At 45.9% G+C, this 22,597-nt stretch carries 18 protein-coding genes; 6 read left to right on the top strand and 12 right to left on the bottom strand.

The window, feature by feature from the left end; translation table 11 throughout:
- Nucleotides 1-451: 451 nt before the first annotated feature.
- Nucleotides 452-1,726 (top strand): HetZ-related protein, encoded by a 1,275-nt coding sequence (locus NG792_RS06215; protein ID WP_261199846.1) that lies wholly within the window; start codon nucleotides 452-454, stop codon nucleotides 1,724-1,726.
- A gap of 280 nt (nucleotides 1,727-2,006) precedes the next feature.
- Here the strand turns inward: NG792_RS06215 and NG792_RS06210 are convergent, their stop codons facing one another.
- Nucleotides 2,007-2,633, bottom strand: a complete 627-nt coding sequence (locus tag NG792_RS06210; protein WP_261234866.1) for a transposase — start codon at nucleotides 2,631-2,633, stop codon at nucleotides 2,007-2,009.
- A gap of 124 nt (nucleotides 2,634-2,757) precedes the next feature.
- Entirely contained in the window at nucleotides 2,758-3,255 is a 498-nt protein-coding gene (locus NG792_RS06205) for a helix-turn-helix domain-containing protein (RefSeq protein WP_261234865.1), read from the bottom strand.
- Nucleotides 3,256-4,007: 752 nt separating this feature from the next.
- Here NG792_RS06205 and NG792_RS06200 point away from each other — a divergent pair.
- A complete protein-coding gene (locus tag NG792_RS06200) occupies nucleotides 4,008-4,751 on the top strand; it encodes a PHP domain-containing protein (protein ID WP_261199845.1) in 744 nt (247 codons plus the stop codon).
- Nucleotides 4,752-5,093: 342 nt separating this feature from the next.
- On the opposite strand, the gene NG792_RS06195 is transcribed toward NG792_RS06200, so the two are convergent.
- Nucleotides 5,094-5,777, bottom strand: coding sequence for a response regulator transcription factor (locus NG792_RS06195; RefSeq protein ID WP_015151455.1), 684 nt, complete (start codon nucleotides 5,775-5,777; stop codon nucleotides 5,094-5,096).
- 300 nt (nucleotides 5,778-6,077) lie between these two features.
- Here NG792_RS06195 and NG792_RS06190 point away from each other — a divergent pair, with 300 nt between their 5' ends.
- Nucleotides 6,078-7,640: an FAD-dependent oxidoreductase gene (locus NG792_RS06190; protein WP_261199844.1), complete on the top strand. Its 1,563-nt coding sequence runs from the start codon at nucleotides 6,078-6,080 to the stop codon at nucleotides 7,638-7,640.
- 395 nt (nucleotides 7,641-8,035) lie between these two features.
- Here the strand turns inward: NG792_RS06190 and NG792_RS06185 are convergent, their stop codons facing one another.
- A complete protein-coding gene (locus NG792_RS06185; RefSeq protein ID WP_261234864.1) occupies nucleotides 8,036-9,343 on the bottom strand; it encodes a RuBisCO small subunit-like domain-containing protein in 1,308 nt (435 codons plus the stop codon).
- Between the two features lie 107 nt (nucleotides 9,344-9,450).
- Entirely contained in the window at nucleotides 9,451-11,079 is a 1,629-nt protein-coding gene (gene prfC, locus NG792_RS06180) for a peptide chain release factor 3 (protein WP_261234900.1), read from the bottom strand.
- A 1,051-nt stretch (nucleotides 11,080-12,130) separates the two neighbouring features.
- Here prfC and NG792_RS06175 point away from each other — a divergent pair.
- Both NG792_RS06175 and NG792_RS06170 read left to right on the top strand, forming a co-directional pair.
- The gene (locus NG792_RS06175) at nucleotides 12,131-12,364 is read left to right on the top strand and encodes a type II toxin-antitoxin system Phd/YefM family antitoxin (RefSeq protein ID WP_261234863.1); all 234 of its coding nucleotides are present in this window, start codon (nucleotides 12,131-12,133) and stop codon (nucleotides 12,362-12,364) included.
- Complete coding sequence (locus NG792_RS06170; protein WP_261234862.1) at nucleotides 12,361-12,516, top strand: type II toxin-antitoxin system VapC family toxin; 156 nt, start codon at nucleotides 12,361-12,363, stop codon at nucleotides 12,514-12,516. The genes NG792_RS06175 and NG792_RS06170 overlap by 4 nt, the downstream gene beginning before the upstream one ends.
- 378 nt (nucleotides 12,517-12,894) lie before the next feature.
- On the opposite strand, the gene NG792_RS06165 is transcribed toward NG792_RS06170, so the two are convergent.
- The 4 genes from NG792_RS06165 to NG792_RS06150 all read right to left on the bottom strand — a co-directional run bounded on the left by NG792_RS06165 (nucleotide 12,895) and on the right by NG792_RS06150 (nucleotide 15,212).
- Nucleotides 12,895-13,098: a hypothetical protein gene (locus tag NG792_RS06165; RefSeq protein ID WP_261234861.1), complete on the bottom strand. Its 204-nt coding sequence runs from the start codon at nucleotides 13,096-13,098 to the stop codon at nucleotides 12,895-12,897.
- 177 nt (nucleotides 13,099-13,275) lie between these two features.
- Nucleotides 13,276-13,479, bottom strand: coding sequence for a hypothetical protein (locus NG792_RS06160; protein WP_261234860.1), 204 nt, complete (start codon nucleotides 13,477-13,479; stop codon nucleotides 13,276-13,278).
- A gap of 41 nt (nucleotides 13,480-13,520) precedes the next feature.
- A complete protein-coding gene (locus tag NG792_RS06155; RefSeq protein WP_261234859.1) occupies nucleotides 13,521-14,513 on the bottom strand; it encodes a GTPase family protein in 993 nt (330 codons plus the stop codon).
- Nucleotides 14,514-14,519: 6 nt separating this feature from the next.
- On the bottom strand, nucleotides 14,520-15,212 hold the full coding sequence (locus NG792_RS06150; protein ID WP_261234858.1) for a GTPase family protein: 693 nt from the start codon (nucleotides 15,210-15,212) through the stop codon (nucleotides 14,520-14,522).
- A 250-nt stretch (nucleotides 15,213-15,462) separates the two neighbouring features.
- Between NG792_RS06150 and NG792_RS06145 the strand changes: the two genes are divergently transcribed.
- Nucleotides 15,463-16,842: a helix-turn-helix domain-containing protein gene (locus NG792_RS06145; protein ID WP_261234857.1), complete on the top strand. Its 1,380-nt coding sequence runs from the start codon at nucleotides 15,463-15,465 to the stop codon at nucleotides 16,840-16,842.
- Between the two features lie 115 nt (nucleotides 16,843-16,957).
- On the opposite strand, the gene NG792_RS06140 is transcribed toward NG792_RS06145, so the two are convergent.
- The 3 genes from NG792_RS06140 to NG792_RS06130 all read right to left on the bottom strand — a co-directional run bounded on the left by NG792_RS06140 (nucleotide 16,958) and on the right by NG792_RS06130 (nucleotide 22,144).
- Nucleotides 16,958-18,475, bottom strand: coding sequence for an MBOAT family O-acyltransferase (locus NG792_RS06140; RefSeq protein WP_261234856.1), 1,518 nt, complete (start codon nucleotides 18,473-18,475; stop codon nucleotides 16,958-16,960).
- A 281-nt stretch (nucleotides 18,476-18,756) separates the two neighbouring features.
- Nucleotides 18,757-21,609 (bottom strand): zinc-dependent metalloprotease, encoded by a 2,853-nt coding sequence (locus tag NG792_RS06135; protein WP_261199834.1) that lies wholly within the window; start codon nucleotides 21,607-21,609, stop codon nucleotides 18,757-18,759.
- 55 nt (nucleotides 21,610-21,664) lie between these two features.
- On the bottom strand, nucleotides 21,665-22,144 hold the full coding sequence (locus tag NG792_RS06130; RefSeq protein ID WP_261234855.1) for a hypothetical protein: 480 nt from the start codon (nucleotides 22,142-22,144) through the stop codon (nucleotides 21,665-21,667).
- Between the last annotated feature and the right edge of the window lie 453 nt (nucleotides 22,145-22,597).

Raw genomic sequence — 22,597 nt, 5'->3', positions numbered from 1 at the left:
CAGGGTGCAGGTTTTTTAGCACCTTACCCTTAACCATCCCAACGGGTGATCTTTTGAACATTGCTAACCATTGGCTCCGGATGAGCCCCGTTCCCAAACGAAGAGGATCACTGAGATTTTATATCCAAGTTTTAAATGATACCCATGTGCCAGTTGTCAATGCGGAGTAGGTGGAGTCAACCACTTTCTGCACTGTCCACTCCCAAATCCTCAGCCATTGGCCGATCGCAACCGGAAAAGAACAGACAGTCGTGCATCCTGTCCCGTTGCAGCAGTATGCCGGTTTAGAAAGAGGGATCTTCTCCCCACCAAAGTCCGCTGAATCTTGGGACAGTCTAAATGTAGACAGCGCAGGGAGCAAAGCAAGAGGCTCAACCGACAAGCGACCCTCTCCTCCTCTCCCCTAATGTCTGCGGTTCTTTAGTCCGGTGCGTTACCCGAGGCAAAACTCATGAACGTTAAACTAGCCAACTCGTCCAATTCCCGGAAAAACGATGCTCAAGTTCCTGCTACTCCTCAAATGACCGCAGGCACTCCTTCCGTGGAGAGCCAATCAGGAGACACCCCCGAAGAACCCATCCTGATACTGGGAATGGACACGGAACAGTTGAGTGAGCAAATCCTCGATGAACTCAGCCAAAAGCTGAAAAGCGGCTCGAAAAGCGCCCAAGAAGTGGCCCGACGGATTGCCAAAGAAGTAGAACGGATTTGCCGCAAAAGCAATCGGATTCAAAATTCTGGTGAGGTGCGCTCCTGGCAGATTACTCTAGCTCGCCATCGCTTACAAAAGTCTCTCCATTACTACAAGCTTGGTTCTCGTCAAGGTCGGGTGGACCTCCATGCTCAACTTAGCTCGATGGTTTACCGTCACGTTGCTCACCTGCACTCTCGCCTGAGTTTCCAAGCGCGATACACCTTAATCGAAGATTTCTTGCAAGGGTTCTATATCGAGGTGCTGCGTGCCTTCCGTCGCGAACATGAAATGCCCCTAACCTACACCCCTCGGACTCAGTTAGAACTGGCAGAGTATATGGCCTTTACGGAACATTACGCCAAGCGTCGGATTACTCTCCCGGGTCGCTACAATCAACAACTGATTGTACTGCGTGCTCAAGGGTTCGCCCAAGGTCAACCTCCTGAAACTCTGGTGGATATCGAACAGGCGATCGAGTTTCCCAAGGGTGAAGATGCTGAGGTTCAAAGTCGCTCTTATGCAGCGCAGCAGGTTCGGGAAAAAATGATTGCCGAGATGGTGGACCCAGCCGAGGCAGTGTTGCGCGATCGCGTGATTGCTGAGTTGATTCAATATCTGGAGTCTCAAGGTCAATCGGACTGTATCGATTACTTAGTTCTGAAGCTGCAAGATTTAGCCGCTCCGGAAATCGACGAAATCCTCGGTCTGAGTGCACGTCAGCGGGATTACCTGCAACAACGCTTCAAGTATCATGTCGAAAAGTTCGCTCGCTCTGGACATTGGAAACTGGTCCATCAATGGCTCGGTGCAGACTTGGATCAAAATCTGGGAATGCCGTTGCAGCAGTGGGATAATTTCCTGGGGGAACTCTCCGAAGAACAGCAGCAGCTTTTAACCCTGAAGCGCTCTGGAGCCAGTGACACGGAAATCGCCCAAGAGATTAAATGCACTCCCAAACAGGTCCAAAAGCGTTGGTCAGCACTTCTGGAAAAGGCTTGGCAATCTCGTAATACTGAATCTCAGGAGAAGTAATTCCCTGTGCTAATCACTACTAGGTTCCCGGGTCATCGGTCTGTGTTCACGAGCGATCGCTCAATCCACAGGTGGGGGACCGGCAGACACCCTCCGACTGCCGCCTCTGTTTTCCCCCCCTTCCAGATTTCTGGATCCCGTTGTTGGTTCGATTGGGATCCGGTCCCTCGACTCCGAGGGCATATTCCCTGGATAACCAAGCCCCTGGCTTGGTTATTTTTGTGCCGTTCTCCAGGTCTGTGTAAGCTCTAGTGCCGATGTGTAAAAATAAGTAGCCAGTCTAATCAAGCTCCTTGAACCCTTGAAATTTCCATACAAATGGTTTGGCGCTCGTTCGGTTGAAGTAATCGATAAACTTAAGGATTTGTTCAGATAGGTCATAGGTCGACGTGAATTCACCGCGTTTTAAAAGGCGACGGGCCAAGATACTGAACCAACATTCAATCTGGTTTAACCAGGAGGTGTGTTTGGGCAAATACACAAAACGAATTCCATGGGTTGGGTCGCTTAAAAAAGCTGAACGAGTTTTCATCGATTTCAAAATTCCTTTTTTCCCTTTAACACCTAAGTCGATATCTATCTGACAACGAGAGGCTACTAACTTAACCAGAGATTCACTCATATGCGTATTGAGTTGGTCAACAATAAAAATCCACCCGGCTTCGGGATCCGTATCAATTGTCTTAGTAATATGGTTGACAAAATCTATTTCAGTACGAGTCGGACCAATAGAGGGTTCTATAACTTGTCCCTTAAAGATATCCCAATTGGCTATTAAACTTAGAGTTCCATGTCGGATGTACTCGAACTCTATCCGTTTTACTTCTCCAGGAATCATCGATTGAGTCGGGTAAGCTCTTTCTAATGCTTGAATTCCCGTCATTTCATCGGTACTAATCAAATGCACACCGTTTTCGGCTAATTCTGATGCGTTATTGTGTAATTCACAAATATTTTTTACCTGGTTTTGAAATGCTTCCCTATCTTTAGGGGCTGTATTTAGCCAGTATCGAGAGCGGTGAGGTTGAAGATCAGCCTCCTTTTAAAAACCGACCCACACTATAGCGGGAAATTTCTTTGACTATTCCTCTTTTAACGACTTCTTCTGCCAATTCTTGGTGAGTCCATTCATTGATTGGCCGCTGACTTTGTGAGGGATGTTCACAGGCCACTGCCACAATTTGGACAATATTATCTACCGTAAATGTGGCGGGCTTACCGGAACGAGGTTGATCACTTAAAATATCTACAATCAGTTGAATTAATTTTTTATCGCTAGTTGCGGAGGTTTCGGCTTCCGCTAGAGTAGCTGAGGCATCAGCCCATCGGGAGCGCCACATCCGCACTTGATTCCGGTTCATTTCCAACCGATTGGAGATTTCGGTATTATTGACTCCATCAGCGGCCAACAAGACTAACTTGGCCCTTTCTACTAACCGATGGGGATTAGTTGCCTTGCGCGATATTTGTTCTAGTAACTGATGCTGCCTGTCCGATACTGTACAGACTTTAGCTTTTGGAGTAGGCATGATTGATTACGTCCAGATAGAAGCGTGAGGCGAGGGCCCTGATAGGGGTCCCTCTGCCTCTTCATCTCATTATAGCTGATTATCTTCTTTTGCACACCTGCACTAGGTACAGCGGGAAGACAACCGGGTTTCTTGCGTAAAGTTATGCCCATTCGCCACAAATTAGGGCCAGAAACCCACTTTCTTCTCCCGTGAATTTATACTGATGGGAAATCTCTAAGGGTTTTCCAACAAATAAATTCTTCAAATGGGATGCGATCACACTTAACAAGGCTCTTTTAGCCCGCCTTCGCGGGCTACCCTTCGGGAAGCCGCTAGCGCGTCTACGTTCGTGTAGCCTCCGGGCTGGACGCTGCGGGTTTTTTGGGTATTTTATTTTTTGGAGTTCCCTAAGCGGGCTGCTGCGGGTTGAATATTTCCCCTTTCATCAATCACCCCTTGTTAATTATGGATTGTTCATAGCCCTGATTCAATTTAGATTTAATCATTTTTTAACTTTTGTCGTGATGACTGGATTGAGACTGTTAAAATATGTAAAGAAAATTCTCGCACTCGTCAAGATCGACTTCTAAATTCCAAACGTTCGATGCGAGTGCTACGGGTTGAGGACTCTATCGCCCTTCCCTTCCGATCGCGGACCCTTGATGCCGACGTCGAGATGAACGACCGAAGGTGACGTTTTGCCGTCAACCCTGGCCTTTTCAGGGTGTGTTGATCTTCAACCCGAACACTCGCAAATTTATGAGGTAGTTATGACGCTCTCTGTCTCTGAACAGTCTATTTCAACTCAGCCCGCTGCACAGAACAAAGCGGCGCTAGGTCGTGTGTTTCAGTCGATCAACCCTGATAGTTGCCCGACTGCTTATAATTTTCATCTCCATACCGTCTGTTCTGATGGCAAGTTACGCCCAGAAGAAGTTATGGAACAAGCTATCCGCATTGGTCTCAAAGGGCTGGCGATTACGGATCATCACAGTGTGGGAGGTTACTACGCTGCCCAACGCTGGTTGGATGAATGGTGGCTCGACCACTCCAATTTATATCAAAGCGACAGAACCGTTGCTGAACTGCCTCAACCCCCCCAACTCTGGACCGGGGTCGAAATTAATGCCTGTCTCCTGGATGCGGAGGTTCATATTTTGGCCTATGCCTTTAATCCAGAACATCCTCGGATGCAACCCTATCTGGAAGGTCACACGGTCAAAGGTCCTGCTTATCAAGCCTCTGAAGTGATTCATGCCATTCAAGCTGCGGGAGGATTGGCGGTTTTGGCTCACCCGGCGCGGTATGCCAAGCGATCGCCCGAGGACCTGATTCCGGAGGCCGCTTATTTGGGCATTGATGGTATCGAAACCTATTATGCCTACAACAACCCTAACCCCTGGAAACCCAGTCCCAAGCAAACCGCCAAAGTTCATGAGTTAGGTGCCACTTATGGCTTATTCCATACCTGTGGCACCGACACCCACGGCTCTAATTTACTGTTACGTCTGTGATCCAAACATGGCAGGACCCAGGCAGAGGAACCTCATTTTCTCTGCCTCAGAACCCACCGGCTAGGACGACAACGGTCATTGTCCCCAAACTCATCAAAATCATTAACGCGGCCATCATTAAGACTTGCCCGAGAGGTGAGGAAATTTTTGCAACTTTCATAAGTTTTAGGTCTTTTTTCTTATTGTTTGTTGAAGTAGTGGGTCAAACCTTAGCAAAAATTTTCTGCAAAATGAGAAATTATGACCAATTTTTAAACAAATGTAACTTTTCTTAATCATTTGCCGATCGCGGATGGTGATTCCCTGGGTTGAAGTCAATCACCCGCAACGAGCCTTATCCCCTTATTCTGTAAGACCATGTTCAAGGGCATAACGCACTAACTCAGTCCGGCTGTTGGTGCCGGTTTTGCTAAATAAGCGGCTGACATATTTTTCAACGTTGCGAACGCTGGTATCGAGATTTCGGGCGATTTCCTTGTTCATCAGTCCCTTAGCCACTAAATCCAAAACACTTTGTTCGCGAGGGGTGAGGTCAATTTTGATGGGGGGTGGGGTTTGGGCAATGGAATGACGACCCGATAACATGGACTTAATTTCCCCAATTTCTCGGGCTAAGGAAGCTAAATCCGGGGCTTCTCCCTCTCCACTGGCAGCGGCGCGACGATCTAACAAGTTGCGGACGATCGCCACTAATTCATCGGGGTCAAACGGTTTGGAGAGGTAGGCATCACAACCGGCTTGATAGCCTTGGATGCGATCGCCCGTCATCCCTCTAGCGGTTAAAAAAACCACTGGCATCACTTTAAACCGAGGGTCTTCTCTCATCCGTTTGAGAAATTCAAATCCATCGACTTGAGGCATCATCAAGTCCGTAATCACTAAATCTGGATGTTGCTGTTGCAGCAAATCCCATCCATCATTGGCATTACTCGCCACCTGAACGGAAAACCCTTCATCTTCCAGATAGGCTTGCACTGCTTCCCGTAATCCGGGTTCATCATCGACAAGGAGGAGTTGAGCTGACATCCTGAAATCTCCTAAAGGGGTTACTGCTTTTAACTTTAGCGAAATTTGGGGTCACATTGGCGGTGAGGGTTATGATTGTGGGGTTTTAGTCGGGTGAGGATAGGGTTTGGGAGGGAATAACCGCAGCAAGTCGGGAGGTTGAACTGATGGGGAAGAACCACACCCAGTCGTGAGGTTGAATTTAGGAATTGTCTTCGAGTTCTATGCCTCCGGATGGAGGGCATTAGCAAAGGTATAGGGAATAATCTCTGTCGGGTTAGTACCGGCGTTTACCAATCTTTGCGATCGAGAGCGTACATTATGAATAGAGAAGAACGGTCTTACGATATCATCGGATTTGGAGATGAAGTACCCGGGGTTTTAGCGATGGTAGCAGCAGCCAGAGAGTATCGCCGTCAGACCCAAAAATATCCTAAGATGCTGTTAATGTCTAAGGCAAATGCCGGGGAAGGGATTGGCGGACATTTAATCCGAGGGAAATTATCTTATCTCGATCGCTCACAAGTGGATCGCCCCCTTCAAACTTCCCTGAATCTCGATACATTTGGTGCCCCTTCTGCCCTGTATCAGGAGTTTTTAAAACGGGCGGGGGTGGTGCAAATTGCTCTTGACCCTCAAAAGGGCGATCGCGCTTTGAAAGAGATGCTCCGGGAAGCCGGGGTGGCAATTCTCAGTGAGGTCAAAATCGCATCCGTGGTTAAATCCGGTCAAAATTTGACCAGTATTCTCACCAGTCGCGGTGAAACTTATACAGCCCAACAATTTATTGATTCTACCGTAAATGCGGAACTCGCACAAGCGGCAGGAGCGAAAAAGTCTCAAGGATTCGGGACCTTTGGATTACCAGATTCTGAACTGCCGGTGACGTTGGTGTTTGAAACGGAAGGTTTGAGCATTCAGCGCCTGAAAGAGATAGAATTAGCCTATCTGAAACGATTCAGAAATTTAGCGGATACGGAAGCCCAAAATTTCCTCAAGTCTGCCGCAGGATTTGACCCGGGTAAAGCGGAGGAACTTCGGCAGGAGTTGGTGGATTCCCACGGGAATTTAAAAACCTTGTGGGCAGGGAAAGATTATATTGATATTCGCTGTAATGCGTTATCGATCGCCTATCATTCCTTCCGAGGTAAAAAGTTATCCCTGTATGACAGTGGAGCAATTTTAGACCGAGGAAATGTGGCGATTTTATCCGGCGATCGCCTTTCCTGGAATGCGTTAATGATTGCGGTTACCGGCAGCGAAGCGGAAACCCTAGCCAACAATGGCGGGAAACCCACTCCGGCAATGCTGGCGGAAATGAAATTTGTCGAACAATGGTTTAAGAGTATTGGGGCAAAAAAGGTAACCCCTGCCTCGGAATTGTACATTCGACACGCGGGAAATATCACCGAGGCGATCGAGCCTTTAAGTGGTGCGAAAATGTTAGCCGGTGGTGTTCCTAAACAGGAAGCATTGGCAACCTTTGCCTATCATTTTGATGTACGCGGTGGAATTCCTGGCATTGGCGATAAAGCCCGAGCAAATGGGTTCCTCAGCACGATGTTTAGTAAGCCTATTTTTAATGTCGGCATCCGTCACGCGCAACTGAAATCGGTGCGGAATTTAGCCGTTGTCAGTCCCGCCTCCGGATTTGAAGGATTTGCTTCAGCAGCGGGAAGAATTGTGGAATACAATGCAGCAGTGGGTCATGGGTTAGGCATTGCGGCAACCCTGGCCCTGTTAACTAATCGAACCTTAGCGGATATTTCTAATCAAGAGGTGCGGGCAGTTCTGGTTAAGGTAGGGGAATTACCACCCATTTTTGGAAAAAGTTCGGCCCCGGATATTGCTCAATTGCAACAATTTGAATCAGCGATCGCCTAATCAAATTAACTCTTATCAAAAACAGTAAGAACATGGCAGCGCCCTGTCCTTACTGTTTTTGATTGAAACGCACATTCCGCACGATAAAATAGAGTATAGAAATAACCCGAGAGGGGTAACGTTAGCACTTTTTTTGAAAACCCTGCATAATCTGAACATCACTGCCATCCCCTCCCGATGTAGGTGAGAAAAAGGCCGATTAAGGTAAGGGAAAATTCAAACCGCAGATGCTGAGCCCAAAATAGATATTATACATATTTATTTGTAGCTGCTACCCTCCTTAAATTGGCAACGGCTAAAGGGGGACCGACGCCTAACCGGAATCAATGTTACCCTAAATTGCTCCAATCTATCCTTTTTAATAGATTGGAGCAATGTTGTCTATAAATCCCTGACTAATCAGGACGTTGGATGATAGTTTCCATCACTCGGCGCTTATTTCCATCAATTCCAAATAGGCGAACATATTCCCCGGCATAGTTCCCTAAACAGGATTTTAAGGCGGCGATCGCCTCGGATTCATTTCCGGTTTGAATGCATCCGCAACTTTGCCAGGACCCGGTTCGGAACCGACGGCGATCGACGTGTTCGATGCCAATGGGATAACCTTGTGACAGTAACTGTCGGATTTGTTGCACCGCATCCGAGTCTAAGGTGGCAGTAGCAGATGAAGGTTTGTTTTGGGGACGAGACACCTCCCCAGAGGGAGAAGCAGTGGATCCCGTCGTTGGAGCATTAGAACCCGGATTTTCCTGCCGGATTCCATTCCCCGAGGCAGGCGGTTGTCCCGGCATAAATCCAAAGCGTTGTGCCGTGTTACTTTCCGCCAAAGAACGGTTATAAGCAGCCACCAATCGCAACTCTTGAATATGTTGCTGTTCCTTCACCATTTGTTCCCCTTTTTCCATCAAGTGTTCCAGACGGAAGTCGGGTTTAATAAAGCTATGCTTTTCGCTGCTGTTAGCAACTTTTAGGCCAATTTTGTCAAATCCAGTTTGTTCAATAAAAGCCAAAATTTGCTCATCGTAAATACTGGCTCGTAAAGCACTAAAAAAGTCAATCGATTGCCCTTCAAATTTAGATACCAGTTGTTCAATTTGCGCTCGGCTTAGTCCATCGGGGGTAAAAATTCCATTGACAATTTCTAGTCGGTCCTCTCGACTCGGTTCCCAATAGAATTTGTCCATGCGTCCATCGCGAACCAAGGGGGCATACAGCGTCCCAAAGTCATTCCCCGTCACAATAATGGGCACCCGAGGCAAGGGTTCACTATCGTAGCTACCAGGAAGTTGAACATTAGTAGGATTATCGGCAATATTCATCAATGTAGCATTGACTAATTGCGTATTAACGGTGTACTGGGTTCCGCTATCCACTCGTCCCGCCCCGGCATCAATATCATTAATCATTAACACGGCTAATTTGCCATGTTTGCTAATAATATCCGCTGCTTCTCGATACCGAAAGCGCACCAACCTAGAGGGGTCTCCCGCATCCGGGCTTTCTAATTCCCCAGCGGATAGATGAATCGCTTGGACTTTCATCCGTTTAAAAACCAATTCACATTGGAAGGATTTTCCTTCTCCCTTGTGACCATGAATCCCTAAAATTAGCGGGGCGTTAATGCCCGGTAAATCCAGAAAATTTTTGGTAATATGAACCGCAAGTTTATTCAGAAATTTCGGGGCGATGTAGTAAGTCATGAAGTTCTATTAATCAGTACAAAAACACAGGAGTAAAGTGCGTCAGCGCCAAGCCATGCCTTGATGAGTTGACGCACTATTTAAAATTTTACAACCCCGGGAAATAATTAGGAAGGAGGAAGGGCGATCGGGCTGACTTTGAGTTCGGGATGATCCGCCAAGTTTTGGTCCAAATTCCACTGATTATTAAACAATAAAACCGGACGGTCCCATCGGTCTTTTGCTATAAAAGTATTGAAGAGGCGACCGACTTTCTCCAAGGTTTCCCAACCCCCAACCACCCATCGTGCGACGGAATAGGGTAAGATTTCGAGGCGAGTTTCTACGCCATACTCATTACTTAACCGGAATTGCACGACTTCAAATTGGAGTTGTCCAACGGCAGCTAAAATAGGGTCCCGTTTACTTTCATCGGTGGAGTTAAGGATTTGTACAGCCCCTTCTTCTTGCAATTCCAAGACGCCTTTATTGAAGTTTTTATACTTCGTCGGGTCAGCATTTTTGAGGAAAGCAAACAGTTCGGGGGAGAAGGAGGGAATTTCCGGATAGCGAATCGGTTTGCCCATACAAACTGTGTCCCCGATCGCAAAGCTGCCCGGGTTATTTAATCCTACTACATCTCCGGCATAAGCCACTTCTACGGTTTCCCGGTCCTGGGCAAATAATTTCTGCGGACGGGAGAGGCGAATCGTCTTACCCGTGCGCGTATGGGTCACCACCATGTCTTTTTCAAACTGACCGGAACAGACCCGCAAAAAGGCGACGCGATCGCGATGTTTAGGGTCCATGTTCGCCTGCAATTTGAAGACAAATCCGGAAAATTCGGGATAGGTTGGTGCAATTTCTCCCTGGTCACTGTCATGGGGGGCCGGGGCGATCGCATAGTCTAAAAACGCTTCCAAAAATAACTCTACCCCGAAGTTATTCATTGCGCTACCAAAGAACACCGGCGTTAATTGTCCGTGATGAATTGCCTCTAAATCCAGTTCGGGACTGACTCCTTCGAGCAATTCTAAATCGTCTTGAAGCTGTTGATATAAATCTGCTTCCAGCAAGGATTCTAGGCGAGGGTCCCCCAGGGAAATGACTGTATCTGTCGCTTTCTTGCTACCGTGGGAGGCACTTTTTTCAAACAGATGAATTTTATTTTGACGGCGATCCACCACTCCCCCGAAGCGATCGCCGGTCCCGATCGGCCAGTTCACTACATAGGTACTTAACCCTAATTCCTGTTCAATTTCATCAATCAACTCCAGAGGTGATAAACTCGGGCGATCGAGTTTATTAATGAAGGTGAAAATCGGCAGTTGCCGCATCCGGCAGACTTCAAACAATTTCCGCGTTTGAGTCTCTAACCCTTTAGCCGCATCAATCAACATCACCGCATTATCTGCTGCTGCCAGGGTGCGATAAGTATCCTCACTGAAATCTTGGTGTCCGGGAGTATCTAACAGGTTCAGCAAGTGTTTTTGATACTGGAATTGCAGAACCGTGGACGTAATCGAAATACCCCGCTGTTGTTCCATTGCCATCCAGTCCGAGGTGGCGCTACGTTGTGCCCGTTTTGCTTTAACTGCCCCCGCTTCTTGGATTGCCCCTCCATACAGCAAAAGCTTCTCTGTAAGGGTGGTTTTCCCGGCGTCAGGGTGAGAAATGATGGCAAAATTCCGGCGACGATTCACTTCCCAATTGAGGCGATCGTCCGGTGAATTACTCTCTATTTGTTCAGGTTGCATCTCTAGTTGCATGACATTCGTTACTCAAATGGCGTTCACGGTCAGGAGTCAAAAATGGGGAAAAGGTTTGCTGAAGTTCATTATAGCTAACGCTTTGTTCCTCCCCAACCCTGGATCACCCTTAAAGGAAGGGAGTGAGGCGATCGCCCATCCAAGGGTTACCGGGAATTAACCCAGTAATTCCCAATTTCTCTAAGCGTCGCTTCACTTTACCCATTCCACCCCCCTGATCACATCCCATCCCGCATCCATCGCCTCGTCAATCGTATTTTTATCTAATAAATTTTAGGCTCAAACTTAGTTAATCCATCTCTCACCGTGCCTTAACCATCCAGGTTTAAGCATCCATTGCAGAGCATTTCCACCGCTTAGGGTGGACAAGTTAGCTGAAACCTAGACAGAGAAACGCTTACAAACAGGGACATGATTAGCTCTTGAGAATGGGTAGGTCGTTTAGACTGGGTACGCTGATTTTGCTGATCCAAACCATACCATGAAACTTACCCGCAAAAACCCTCCCGATGGCGATTTGGGGAAAAATGCCCAAAAACCTTGTTCCGCAAGGGCTAGGCCCTTTTAGAAGCTTCTGCGGTCCCCGTCCCAGGGCCGATGGCACAAGTTCGGGGGGCTGGGTTCATCCAGTCCCGGGCAATGGGGAATGAGGAAAGGAATATGCCTCGGGTATAAGAGGCGATCGGTTGAAGTCTTCTAACCAACTGATACCAATTCCATTAATATTAACTACAGATACGGCGCTGGCTCCCTGCTAAATTCGGGAGCATCGGACATGATGTGTAAATTTATTTTAGAGAATTGGTATGACTTGCAAACTTGAGCTGTGCGGAACTTCATCAATGGGAATGAAATACTTCCTTGCTAACCATATTCTGCTTACGAGGTGGGTTGTCAGTATTCAGACTCGATGGGAGTTAGGCCGGGAGGCGCGCAGTAGGAGAAAGCGGTGGATACAATCATCCGGTTCTATGACTGTGAAATTTAGAAAAATAGCATTATACTAGACAACACTGGGAAAGTTAACAAAGATGAAACTATGTCGCCGAAAACCTTTGATATTACTAGCTTACCGGAGAACTTAATCGAATTATTGACAGCTCTTCAGAATCAGACAGAGATCCTATTAACTTCTGAAGGAGTACCTTTGGCCAAAGTGCTGCCCTTGCCCAGTCAGCAACCTATGATACCGAAAGTCGGCTTAAATTATGGGGCAATGGTGATGAGTGATGATTTTGATGAGCCTTTACCTGATGATTTTTGGGGGGTATGAAAGTTTTATTAGATACTTATACTTTTATTTGGTGGGATAGTCAGCCCGAACAGTTGTCATCGGACATGGTGGAGTTTTTAACAAAACCCGATACCGATAAATTGGTCAGTGTTATAAGTTTATGGGAAATTCAGATTAAAAGTCAGTTATGAAAGTTAACCCTCAATCACCCCTTAGAAAATATTTATCAGAGTCAAAGTCAAAATTGTATTTCATTTTTAGGGGTGACTCCTTCTCATATTTTTAAGGTTGGGGTGTTACCGTTTCATCATAAAGATCCATTTGACCGGCTGTTAATTGCTCAGGCTATGGCAGAAGGTTTAACGATTTTAACGCGGGATAAAATATTTGACGTATATGGAGTTCCGTTGTTATGGATTTAAGCGATCGCCTTCTGGAGTATGAGGCGATCGCATTTTTAAACATCACTAACTAATTTTGATTAAGAAACAGGGATACCTAACGATAGAGCTTAACCAGTCCTCTCTTTATTCTTGAGTCCGTGCGATAAAGTTTATGATAGGGATTGGCTAGTCATTGGGTATGGGGCGCGAGAGATGGCCTATCAGAAGCTCTATTGCCGCTTCAGTCAGCTTTTTAAAGACCCAAATAGCAGTTTCTTTTAGCCATTCTTTTAAGCTTTCCTTGCTGGCTAGAATTGCTTTTTGCTTTTGAGCGCTCTCTTGTAATAATAATTGTCTAACTTGTTCTTCCTCTGTTGCGGTTAAAGCCATAGATATCTACCTCAGTAACTACTTGAATTTAACCAGAAAAATCATTGAAAATTTTCTCCTTGGAACAGAATTTGTTTTTAAGATTGAAGTTGGCGATGGGGGTTGGCTATATCCGGGAGATACACTTTCTACGGTCTATGGTTATAAGCTCTATTGCCCTCTGGGTAATCGGTTTAATTATCCAATCCCAAACTTGATTTTTAGATATATTATTAAACCATCTATTGCAGCTTCAGTAAGCTTTTTGAGAATATAAAACGCCGTTTCTTTTAGCCATTCTTTTAAACTTTCCTTACTGGCTAGGATCGCTTTTTGCTTTTGAGCGTTCTCTCGTAATAGTAATTGTCTGACTTGATCTTCTTCTTCTGGGGTTAAAGCCATAGATATCTACCTCCTTCATGACCTAAATTTAACAAGCAAAATTATTGAAAGTTTTCGCTCCTCCTCGGAATAGGATTGTTTTTTAAGAGTGTTGTAATTTGTTGGAGCATTTCAATATCATCTGAAAAATCTCGGGTATTTGCTTGCAAAATAAGCAAAACTATATCGCATTCAGGAATTATTGTTTCATAGATTTTATTATACTCTCGATCTTCGGCTTCACTACGGCCATATCCAGGTAAATCGACCACAGTTAAGGTTCCGCCTGTTGATAAGGTAAATTCCTTCGTCTGTGCCTTGGTCGTACCAACAGTTGTGGGGCTTGTTTTGAGTTGAGCATTAAATAAATTATTAATGGTCGTTGTTTTTCCAACACCCGATTTACCAATCACAGCTACTTTTGGTGGATATTTATTTTCTTTTTGTAATTCCTCTGAAATTAAATTGAAGTCTTCAGGAGACATAACTTTTTTCAGAGCATCTAGGTTTATTTTGTTAGAATCATGTTTTTCCGTATCAGGAGTTACCATTTCTCTCCGCTTTTTATCGACAGCCGCTTTAACGTCTGAATCAGCTAATTCAAATGGATCGGCAGGATCTACACTATTAATCTTAAATCCGGCATAACTATTTTGAATAATCTTCGTCAGTAAAGGTATTAATCTGTAACGCTTTAATGCCGAGTAATATTCTATATTTAATTCAGATATTTCAATTTGGCTAGTGAGGACCCGTATAATATCTTCACAACGATTCTGTATCTGTTCCTCCGCCTCGTTGGTAGGATTATTTAAACGCTCATTCCACCCATTAGGAATCATTTGATCAACTTGATTTAGACCTACAACGATTCTAAATCTTGTGGGTGTATTACTTTTTTTAGAAAAGTTGCTAAATAGCTGATCGGATGGATTTAAAATTACAGCACTATTAGATTTGGGGGGTATATTACTTTTTGGGGAAAAGCTGGAAAATACCTTATCTGATATTTTTTTCAGTTCTTGACGGCCTTTTTCAAATAATTCTTTCAACATGATGCATTAACTCCTTGTTAATATTTTTGTTTTTAATTTTTCCAGGCCCCACCCATAAAAAGATGTGTAGGGTACAATGTTATTTTTATTGAATATTATTGACCCATTGATTGTCTCCTTGAAAATGTTATAAATATCATCAACTTTTTCTGGAATTAGCTTGACTTGATCTTCTGAAGGCTCTGTTGTTTCAATGTGAAATGGCTTTTCACCTTCATACACCCCAAGACAATCTATTTTGTTAAGGGCGACTATTAAAAATAAAGACTTTTTAAACAAAGGTTTGAACTGCTTCAAAAAAATTTCATCCCGTTTGTAGGCCCTCGTATTAGCTTGAGTCACCCAGACTAAAGAATCGGCTTGAGGAATCCATTTTTTGTAGTAAGCCATGTATTTTTTATCCCCAGCTAGACTCTCGCCAATTCCCGGTAGATCCACCACTCGTACTTGCTTATAGGGAAAACCCGAGTAACGAGAGGCATCTATATGGGCAACATGAGGCTTTTTAGTACAAGCTACAGCATGATCAGTGGCCCAGTTCAAGCCAAATAGGGCGTTGAGGGTGCTACTTTTGCCCACTCCAGTTTTGCCAAAAAATAAAACTGTTAGGGTGTTGTTTTTAACCCCGACTAAGGTTTTTATCCACTGGATTAAAGATCTGACGAGGTGGGCTAACGATCTGAGGATTTGTTTAAGCATAAAACAATGGGAGAATTAGGACGCCCTTACTTTATCCCAGAATTTAGAGGGTTGCTGTCCAGCTTATAAAATTGCTGTTCACTTAACTATAGTGCCACCCCATTGGTCTCCTGTCACCCCCTACGAGGTAGCATTTGGTGGCTAATTTATGAAGGTTTTCACTTTTTATCCGGTGAAAAAAAGTGATGTTTGGTGGCTACAGGTTGCAAAAAGATAAAAAAAGTAGTAGAATTACTAAAAACTACTTTCTATGTCACTGATGGATGTCCAAGAAGTCCTGCAATGGGCCGATGAGTTACTGCTAACCAAAACTGGGTCCCACTTGAATAGTTTGCAACAGGCAGTATTAGCAGGGGTCTGGAATAGTCAAAAATACAGGGAAATTGCGGATGAATATCACTGTACTGAAGCGAATGTTAAGAGAGTAGCTGGCACTTTATGGCAACTATTTTCAGAAGAATTAGAGGAAAAAGTTAATAAATCTAACTTCCGCGCTACGATGGAACGTTATTATATTTCTAATAATAATGTCGGAAATAATTTTGCCCAGAGTAAATTTTATGGAAGTAGCATCAATCTTTGTGGAGACAATTGGCACTCTGGGGAAACAACTCAAAACCGATCGCCCTCCACAACCTCCAAGCAAAAAGCCGAAAAACGCTACGACTTTACCGAAGCGCCGGAATTCGCTCATATTTACAACCGTAACAATGAGATAACAAGGCTCAAAGGTTGGATACTTGACGAAAAAATCCGCATTGTCAATCTCTGTGCGTTGCCGGGAATGGGCAAAACTGCCCTTGCTAGAGAACTCGTGGAACAGATTAAAGATAACTTTGACTGTATTCTCTGGCGCAACTGTACCAATACTCTGACGGTGCAATGCCTAAAAACTCAATTAATGGAGTTTTTATCGGCAAATGGAGAAATCCAACTGTCTTCTGTGGTTGATTATCTGCGATCGCACTCTTGCTTGATTATCCTCGATGAGCTTCAAGAACTCTTTGCCACTGGGGAATTAGCCGGAACCTATCTGCCGGATTGTCAAGACTATGGCAAATTTTGGGAACAAATTGCCCGATCGCCTCATAATAGTTGCTTCCTTCTCCTGAGTTGGGAAACCCCTACAGAAATCGTCAGCTTAGAAAGAGAAAATCGTCACTGTCGGAGTTTAAATTTGGGGGGATTAGGAGAATCTGCTGTAGAGATTTTGAACTCTAAAGGATTAACTGATGCCGATAAATGGGGGGAACTGATCCGGATTTATGGCGGTAATCCTTCCTGGTTAAATATCATTGCCTCTACCATTCAAGATTTATTTGATGGCAGTGTCGATCGCTTCTTATCCTATCCCAGTCTCTTTCTTGGAGACTTAGAATCCAGATTGCAAGAGTATTATCAAAGGTTGTCGGCGTCGGAGAAACTGGTGATTCAGTGGTTGGCGAACCAGGAAGCAGCGGATATTTTTCAAAAACCGGCTGATGTTGCGTTGTCTGATGCTGAGTTTTTGAAGGCCGTCCAGTCTTTGAAGAAGCGGGGGTTAATTGAAAAAGTTACTGGTAATGGATTGTCTCTGTTTGCTGTTCATGTTTTATTTAAAGCGTATTTGATAGGGGGAAATAACCACTAAAGTCGTGACGTTGAAGAGGGTGATAGAAAATCTAGCTTTTAAATCAACCTGGATTTTGAATGAGTTCGCGCAGGAGAGGCTTTATCCCTTGCCCCCCTGCTGATCTGCGGTGCGCTTAAAAATCAAAGTAGATATAGGGTAAGCCGCCTTCTGGGGCAAAAATCCAAACTGCATATAAACAAAGGGGAACCAACGCCACTTTAATTGGCCAGTTTAGCTGCAATTTCAAGCCCCGATTCATGGCGTAACTTAGAGTCATGATTAGCCAAATTAAGACTAACAATAAAGTGACTTCAATGCGCTGTAACCCTAGGGTTTCCAGATAGACTTTCTGAGTGAATTGGATATCCCCGGTATGTCCCCAGAAGTGCTGCATCACCCATCCTGCTTCTGTGAGGTTGGGCAGGCGGAACGGAATCCAGGCTAAAAAGACTAGGGTTTGAGTGAGAAACCAACCCAATAGAATCCCAGGGATGCTTTTCCACCAAAGTTTCAACCAGTCAACTCGTTTCGAGAGGATGTCTGTGAGGCGATGTACGGCTAGGGCGATGCCGTGGACCGCACCCCAGAGGATGAATCCCCAGGCGGCACCATGCCAAATTCCCGCGATTAACATCACAATGATTAAGTTGAGGCAGGTACGGGCTAATCCGACCCGGGACCCGCCTAGGGGGAAATACAGATAGTTTCTTAACCAATCTCCCAAGGTGATATGCCAGCGTCGCCAAAAGTCGGCGATGCTAGTGCTGAAGTAGGGGAAGTTGAAGTTTTTGGGGAGGTTGAATCCGAGTAGGATGGCGCTGCCTCGGGCGATATCGACGTAACCGCTAAAGTCGAGAAACAGTTGTAAGCCATAGGCTATGGTAGCAAGCCAAAGGTCACCGCTGCCAGCGCGTTGGACGTTTTCAAAGCTGAGGGTGACGAAGATTCCCAGGCGATCGGCAACGACGCCTTTTTTGAATGCGCCACAGGCAATCAACCAGAGTCCCTCTACCCAGTCATGGGAGGAGGGAAAAATCAGGGTTTTGAGTTGTCGTTGAAAGTGATGATACCGGGTGATGGGTCCGGAGATGAGTTTAGGAAAAAAGAGTTTATAGGAGGCAAAGCGCAGGAATTGGGCGGAGGCGGGGGAACCGCGATAAACGTCGATGAGGTAGGCAATACATTCAAAGACGAAAAAACTGAGTCCCAATGGGGGGAGAATGTTTTGTTGGAACCAAGTTGCGGTTTCTTGGGCGGCGGGTAAGCCAAACCAGGTCCCTAGGGTTTTGAAGATGAAGGGAATGTATTTGAACCCGGCGAGGACCAGGATGTTGAAGAGGATACCGCCCCATAATCCAATGAGGCGGCGGCGTTCCCAAGCGGCAAATTGGGTTTGCCAATCGTCGCTGACGAGTTGCCAGGTTTGGGGGTTGGGTTGACGTTCGGAGGTTTTGGCGATCGCCCGTCCAATGCGGTAGTTAATCCAAGTTCCTGCCAGCAACAGGGGAATGTACTCCACCTGGAGGGAGGTGTAAAAGACTAAGCTGGCGATTAACAAAATCCACAGGCGCGATCGCTGTTTATTAACGGTCCAGTAGATACCCAGGATGCTTAGGAGAAAGAGGGCGTAGACAATCGAGATAAATGTCATGTGCCAGTCTATTACAAGAAAGGGGTTAGGAGGAGTTCAGGGAAAGGAGAATTCACCAAAAGCACAGGAATTCCCCATGCTTTTAGAGAATTGTACTTCATTGGCTCTCCTGCGGAAGGGGAACGACAGCAAGTCGTTACTACAAACAGGAAGAATCAACTTCCCTCCCCATCTCCCCCATCTCCCCCATCTCCCCCATCCTCCCCATCTCCCCCATCCTCCCCATCTCCCCCATCCTCCCCATCTCCCTTATCTCCCCCACCCTCCCTATCTCCTCAACCTCAACCCGACTGGAACTGCGCCTCTAGGGTTTTATCAATGCGATCGCGGGTTTCCTCTAGGTGGGCTTTACTGGCGGTATCCAGATGTCGTCCTCGCCGTTTTAGGGTATTGTCCACGGACTCTCGGAGTTGCCCTAAGTTATAACGGGCGAGGGTTCGGGCTTCATCTGGAACAATAGAGTTCCTTAAAACCATTGCCATTAACATCTCTAAATGTTCCCGTTGGAGACTGCGGCGAACACTGGAAATCACTTTTAGGTCATCGGGGCGATTAACGACCTCCGTCCAAATTCCTCCTTCTAGGGTGTCAAACAGTTCCTGCATAGTCAAGGCTTGACCCGGGTCAGTTTTTAATTCTAAATCCTGTAAGCGCGTCAGCCTTGGATAGGACAGCAACTCGCTCAAAACGACCCGTTGCAGTAAATTAATCCGTTGGTGAATGGGATAATCCAAGGGATAAACCACGGGAACGGCACCCCAGTGATACCAGCGATCGGGGGCTAATTTATTCAGCAGTTGTGGCGGAAATCGTAATGCCGTTTCATCGAAAATGTACTTTTGCAGCAATGCCAAACTCTGACGCTGTTTCTCCACCGACACAGGTTCAAAGGGCAAGCGTCCATTGCCATCAGCATGATTGCGATTAAACCATTGACCCCCGATATAAAGAGTCGCATTCATTGCCTGTCGGAAATAATAGGAAAACACGGTATCAAACATCCGACGGACATCCGTGAAACTTTCCCCACTAACGGGATAGCGTGTATCCAGGCGTTCCCACATTTCCCGGGCATTTTCCAACTGCCACTCGGAATATTGCAGCATATCCCCACTGAGATCAAACATATTCGCCGCTGGGTTGAGAATATCCATCGAATCCTCATCGGGCGCATAAGCTAAATCAGGGTTAGTGCTACTTTGAGCAGCAATTCGTTCCAATTCCCGTTGTTCTTGTTGCGGCAACATCCCCGGCAGGGGTTTATACCCGTATTCGATCGCCCATTCATCATAAGGGCCGACTAACATCGGGAAAAAGTCTCCCTGTTTCTGGTCACTGGGTGCCAAGTTCACAGGTACATAGTCCATAACCGAGGCAACCATACCTTCTGTGCGAGTCAGGGCTGTATTATGCAACTCCTCCGGTGATAACATCGTACTGCCGTGGAAGTTATGGCGCAGTCCCAAGGTGTGACCCACTTCATGGGCAGTGAGGAATGTTAGATATTGATTGATATATTGTGTCATTTCCTCCCCACTGGGAAAGGCATTATGAAGCATGGACAAACCCATTGCCCCGATCGCCAACTGTTGGGGCGCTTCCATCCCATAGCACAGATCGTATCTTTCCATCATCTTGCGGACAAAGCTTTGCACCTGGGGCGGTTGCGGTACCGGGGCACCGGAATTCCCCGTCATCGCTTCCGTGGTACCCATGTTCGCGTTTCCACTCATCCCGGGGAAGCAGGGAGTCCCTTGTAGCATTTTGCCCAAAAAGGTCATTTCTGTCGCATTGGGTCCTTGTTCGACGAGGGTACGATATTCATTGGTGATAATTCGCGCGATATTCCCATCAATGAGAATATCGGCATCTAAAATTTCCCCAGTCAGGGGATTGACGCGCGAGGGACCGACTCCGGCAAACCAAGATTCAAAGGAACTGGACCAGCGAATGGTGTTGTAGCGCACATCGGACGGATCCCAAACTGCATTATCCGGCATCTGTCGAGCTTCGATCGCATTAATAAATCCGGCTTTCTCAAATGCCTGATTCCAGACTTCTATCCCTTCGCGAAGGGCCTCCCGATATTCCACGGGAACGTTGTTTTCGATCCAGAAAACAATTGGCTGTTTTGGGGGAGAAAGTGGGGCATCGGGGTTTTCTTTTTCCAAATGCCAGCGGTTAATATAACGCTGGAAGGGTTCTTTACTGCGAGTGTCGGACAAATCTTGATAGGCTGTAATAAAATAGCCCACTCGGTTATCTGCTAATCGCGGACGAAAGCCATTATTAACCGGCAGTGCGGAGAGGCTATAATTCACGTTTAGGGAAAACCCTCGACTATCGGGCAAACTTTGAACAGTAGAGAATAAATCCTCCCCACCCGTGAACCCATAGACGGACTCAATTTCGACATTGGAGGGGAAAGTTTGAACTCGCCCAAAATAGGATTTCTCCGTATCTCGAAGGTAGGCGGTTCCTAATAACGAGGGTAAAATTGATGTTAACCCAGTAATATCTTGCCGCTCAATCAGGAGTTTATTGAGGTCAATCAGCAGGCTTTCCCGGTCGGGATGAATGCTTTCAATGGGTAAAGAAGCCAGAACGGAATCACTAAAGGATCGGTTTAGCGATCGCTCAATCGGATCTCCAGGATTGGCCCGGAAATAAACATTCCTTACGCCAAAATGGATGTTTTTGTTCACCCGCTTAAAGAAAAAGAGAAAATCCTGCAGAGGCATCCCCCGGAACAATCCCCCTTCTCCAATACCGGATGCTAACGTCATCACGCATAAGAAATTTGTGTCGAGTTGTTCCGGCTGAATTTCTAGGTAAACTTGGCCCGTTTTCTTATTGTGGTAAAGGGTAAAAAGTCCGGCGAGTTTTTCCGCATCTTTCACCACTTCATCAAACGGTTGCAGGGAATCACTGTCGTCTACCTCACTCTCCTCGCTGTTGCCGGTGTCCTCGTTATTACCGTTTTCATCTCCCCACTCATTGGGTATGGGTATGTTTTGGCTGTAATATCTCGGTTCCCGCATTTGGCTATTAGCCTGACCCGAAAACAGTCCGAAGGTTACCGGCAAAATGAAAAATGCCAAAAACAAAATCAATAACCGCTTGGCTTTTGACATTTTCTGCTTCCCTTTTGACTGGAAATACAGGGAAATAAATGTCTTGAGACTCGGGCTAATTTTCAGGAATAACCGCTTTATGAAATTCCTTTCGGATGCGAATTTTCTCATCAGACGATGCATTACTATTTAGGGTGTATGTTGAGTGGCGACTACATTCACAGCGGTAAAGGTTTACTATGGGAATGGTACTCAGGACGATTGTGCATAAACGGTTATCTTGGCTAACATGAACTCCCCTATCTCGGATTGAAAAAAGCACCAACAGCGCCGCGCAAGACTGATCGAGGTCGATGGGCAAGAAGGGTCTAAAGCGGTGCTTCCTTATTCTAGAGTAGCGGTTGCGCCTGAAAATGGCGAGATATTTAGGCCGACTGCACTCTTCTCCAACCCGATGGCGATCGCGCTTCAGGTTGCCCTCCGCCACCCCTGAGATTCCGGGGAGAGGACTGCGATCGCCACCCCAGATCCAAACTGCTGCATCCGCTGTCCTTCTTCCCTCTAAATCTGTTTTTCTATCCGCCACGAGTTTCATTCGCGCACACAACCCAGGGGCAATCTCCCGTGGAAAAGCCCCCCTCCGTAATTATCCAACTGCTGCAACATCAGCTATATCCCCCTGAGCTGGACTAGATTTCTCTTTCTGGATCACCTCCAGAAGCACCCCTAATTTTTATATCGCAAAACTCGCAGGCTTTCTAACTCATTCAACCTGCTGAATTATGATTTTGAGGTGAGATTTTAGCCAGAAATTTGCTGCCTATAATCTTATAATTATACCCTACTTTACAGATTTTATTCTCGGGTTTATTGTTAAGAATTTTTAAAGGTCGGGAAGGTACAGCCTCATCTTCAGGGTAAAAAGAGTCAGGAATTTAGGATGACTATCCGGGTTTAGATCACCCCTTTCCACTTAAAATTGAAGAGAACACCCCAGAACGCTTGCAAGTTTAGGTTTTGTACCAATCACGGGATTTAATCCACCCCG

This window comes from Laspinema olomoucense D3b (assembly GCF_025370785.1).
GTDB lineage: Bacteria > Cyanobacteriota > Cyanobacteriia > Cyanobacteriales > Laspinemataceae > Laspinema > Laspinema olomoucense.
The sequence above is the reverse complement of the archived record's forward strand: the minus strand, read 5'-3'. Positions and strand labels throughout refer to the sequence as shown.

What these genes read in the sequence shown, in the direction of transcription:
- NG792_RS06155 (WP_261234859.1), bottom strand. Translation starts at nt 14,513, where the DNA reads ATGTTGAAAGAATTATTTGAAAAAGGCCGTCAAGAACTGAAAAAAATA.
- NG792_RS06215 (WP_261199846.1), top strand. Translation starts at nt 452, where the DNA reads ATGAACGTTAAACTAGCCAACTCGTCCAATTCCCGGAAAAACGATGCT.
- NG792_RS06195 (WP_015151455.1), bottom strand. Translation starts at nt 5,777, where the DNA reads ATGTCAGCTCAACTCCTCCTTGTCGATGATGAACCCGGATTACGGGAA.
- NG792_RS06165 (WP_261234861.1), bottom strand. Translation starts at nt 13,098, where the DNA reads ATGGCTTTAACCGCAACAGAGGAAGAACAAGTTAGACAATTATTATTA.
- NG792_RS06200 (WP_261199845.1), top strand. Translation starts at nt 4,008, where the DNA reads ATGACGCTCTCTGTCTCTGAACAGTCTATTTCAACTCAGCCCGCTGCA.
- NG792_RS06150 (WP_261234858.1), bottom strand. Translation starts at nt 15,212, where the DNA reads ATGCTTAAACAAATCCTCAGATCGTTAGCCCACCTCGTCAGATCTTTA.
- NG792_RS06140 (WP_261234856.1), bottom strand. Translation starts at nt 18,475, where the DNA reads ATGACATTTATCTCGATTGTCTACGCCCTCTTTCTCCTAAGCATCCTG.
- prfC (WP_261234900.1), bottom strand. Translation starts at nt 11,079, where the DNA reads ATGCAACCTGAACAAATAGAGAGTAATTCACCGGACGATCGCCTCAAT.
- NG792_RS06205 (WP_261234865.1), bottom strand. Translation starts at nt 3,255, where the DNA reads ATGCCTACTCCAAAAGCTAAAGTCTGTACAGTATCGGACAGGCAGCAT.
- NG792_RS06175 (WP_261234863.1), top strand. Translation starts at nt 12,131, where the DNA reads ATGTCGCCGAAAACCTTTGATATTACTAGCTTACCGGAGAACTTAATC.
- NG792_RS06170 (WP_261234862.1), top strand. Translation starts at nt 12,361, where the DNA reads ATGAAAGTTTTATTAGATACTTATACTTTTATTTGGTGGGATAGTCAG.
- NG792_RS06160 (WP_261234860.1), bottom strand. Translation starts at nt 13,479, where the DNA reads ATGGCTTTAACCCCAGAAGAAGAAGATCAAGTCAGACAATTACTATTA.
- NG792_RS06190 (WP_261199844.1), top strand. Translation starts at nt 6,078, where the DNA reads ATGAATAGAGAAGAACGGTCTTACGATATCATCGGATTTGGAGATGAA.
- NG792_RS06145 (WP_261234857.1), top strand. Translation starts at nt 15,463, where the DNA reads ATGTCACTGATGGATGTCCAAGAAGTCCTGCAATGGGCCGATGAGTTA.
- NG792_RS06135 (WP_261199834.1), bottom strand. Translation starts at nt 21,609, where the DNA reads ATGTCAAAAGCCAAGCGGTTATTGATTTTGTTTTTGGCATTTTTCATT.
- NG792_RS06185 (WP_261234864.1), bottom strand. Translation starts at nt 9,343, where the DNA reads ATGACTTACTACATCGCCCCGAAATTTCTGAATAAACTTGCGGTTCAT.
- NG792_RS06130 (WP_261234855.1), bottom strand. Translation starts at nt 22,144, where the DNA reads ATGAAACTCGTGGCGGATAGAAAAACAGATTTAGAGGGAAGAAGGACA.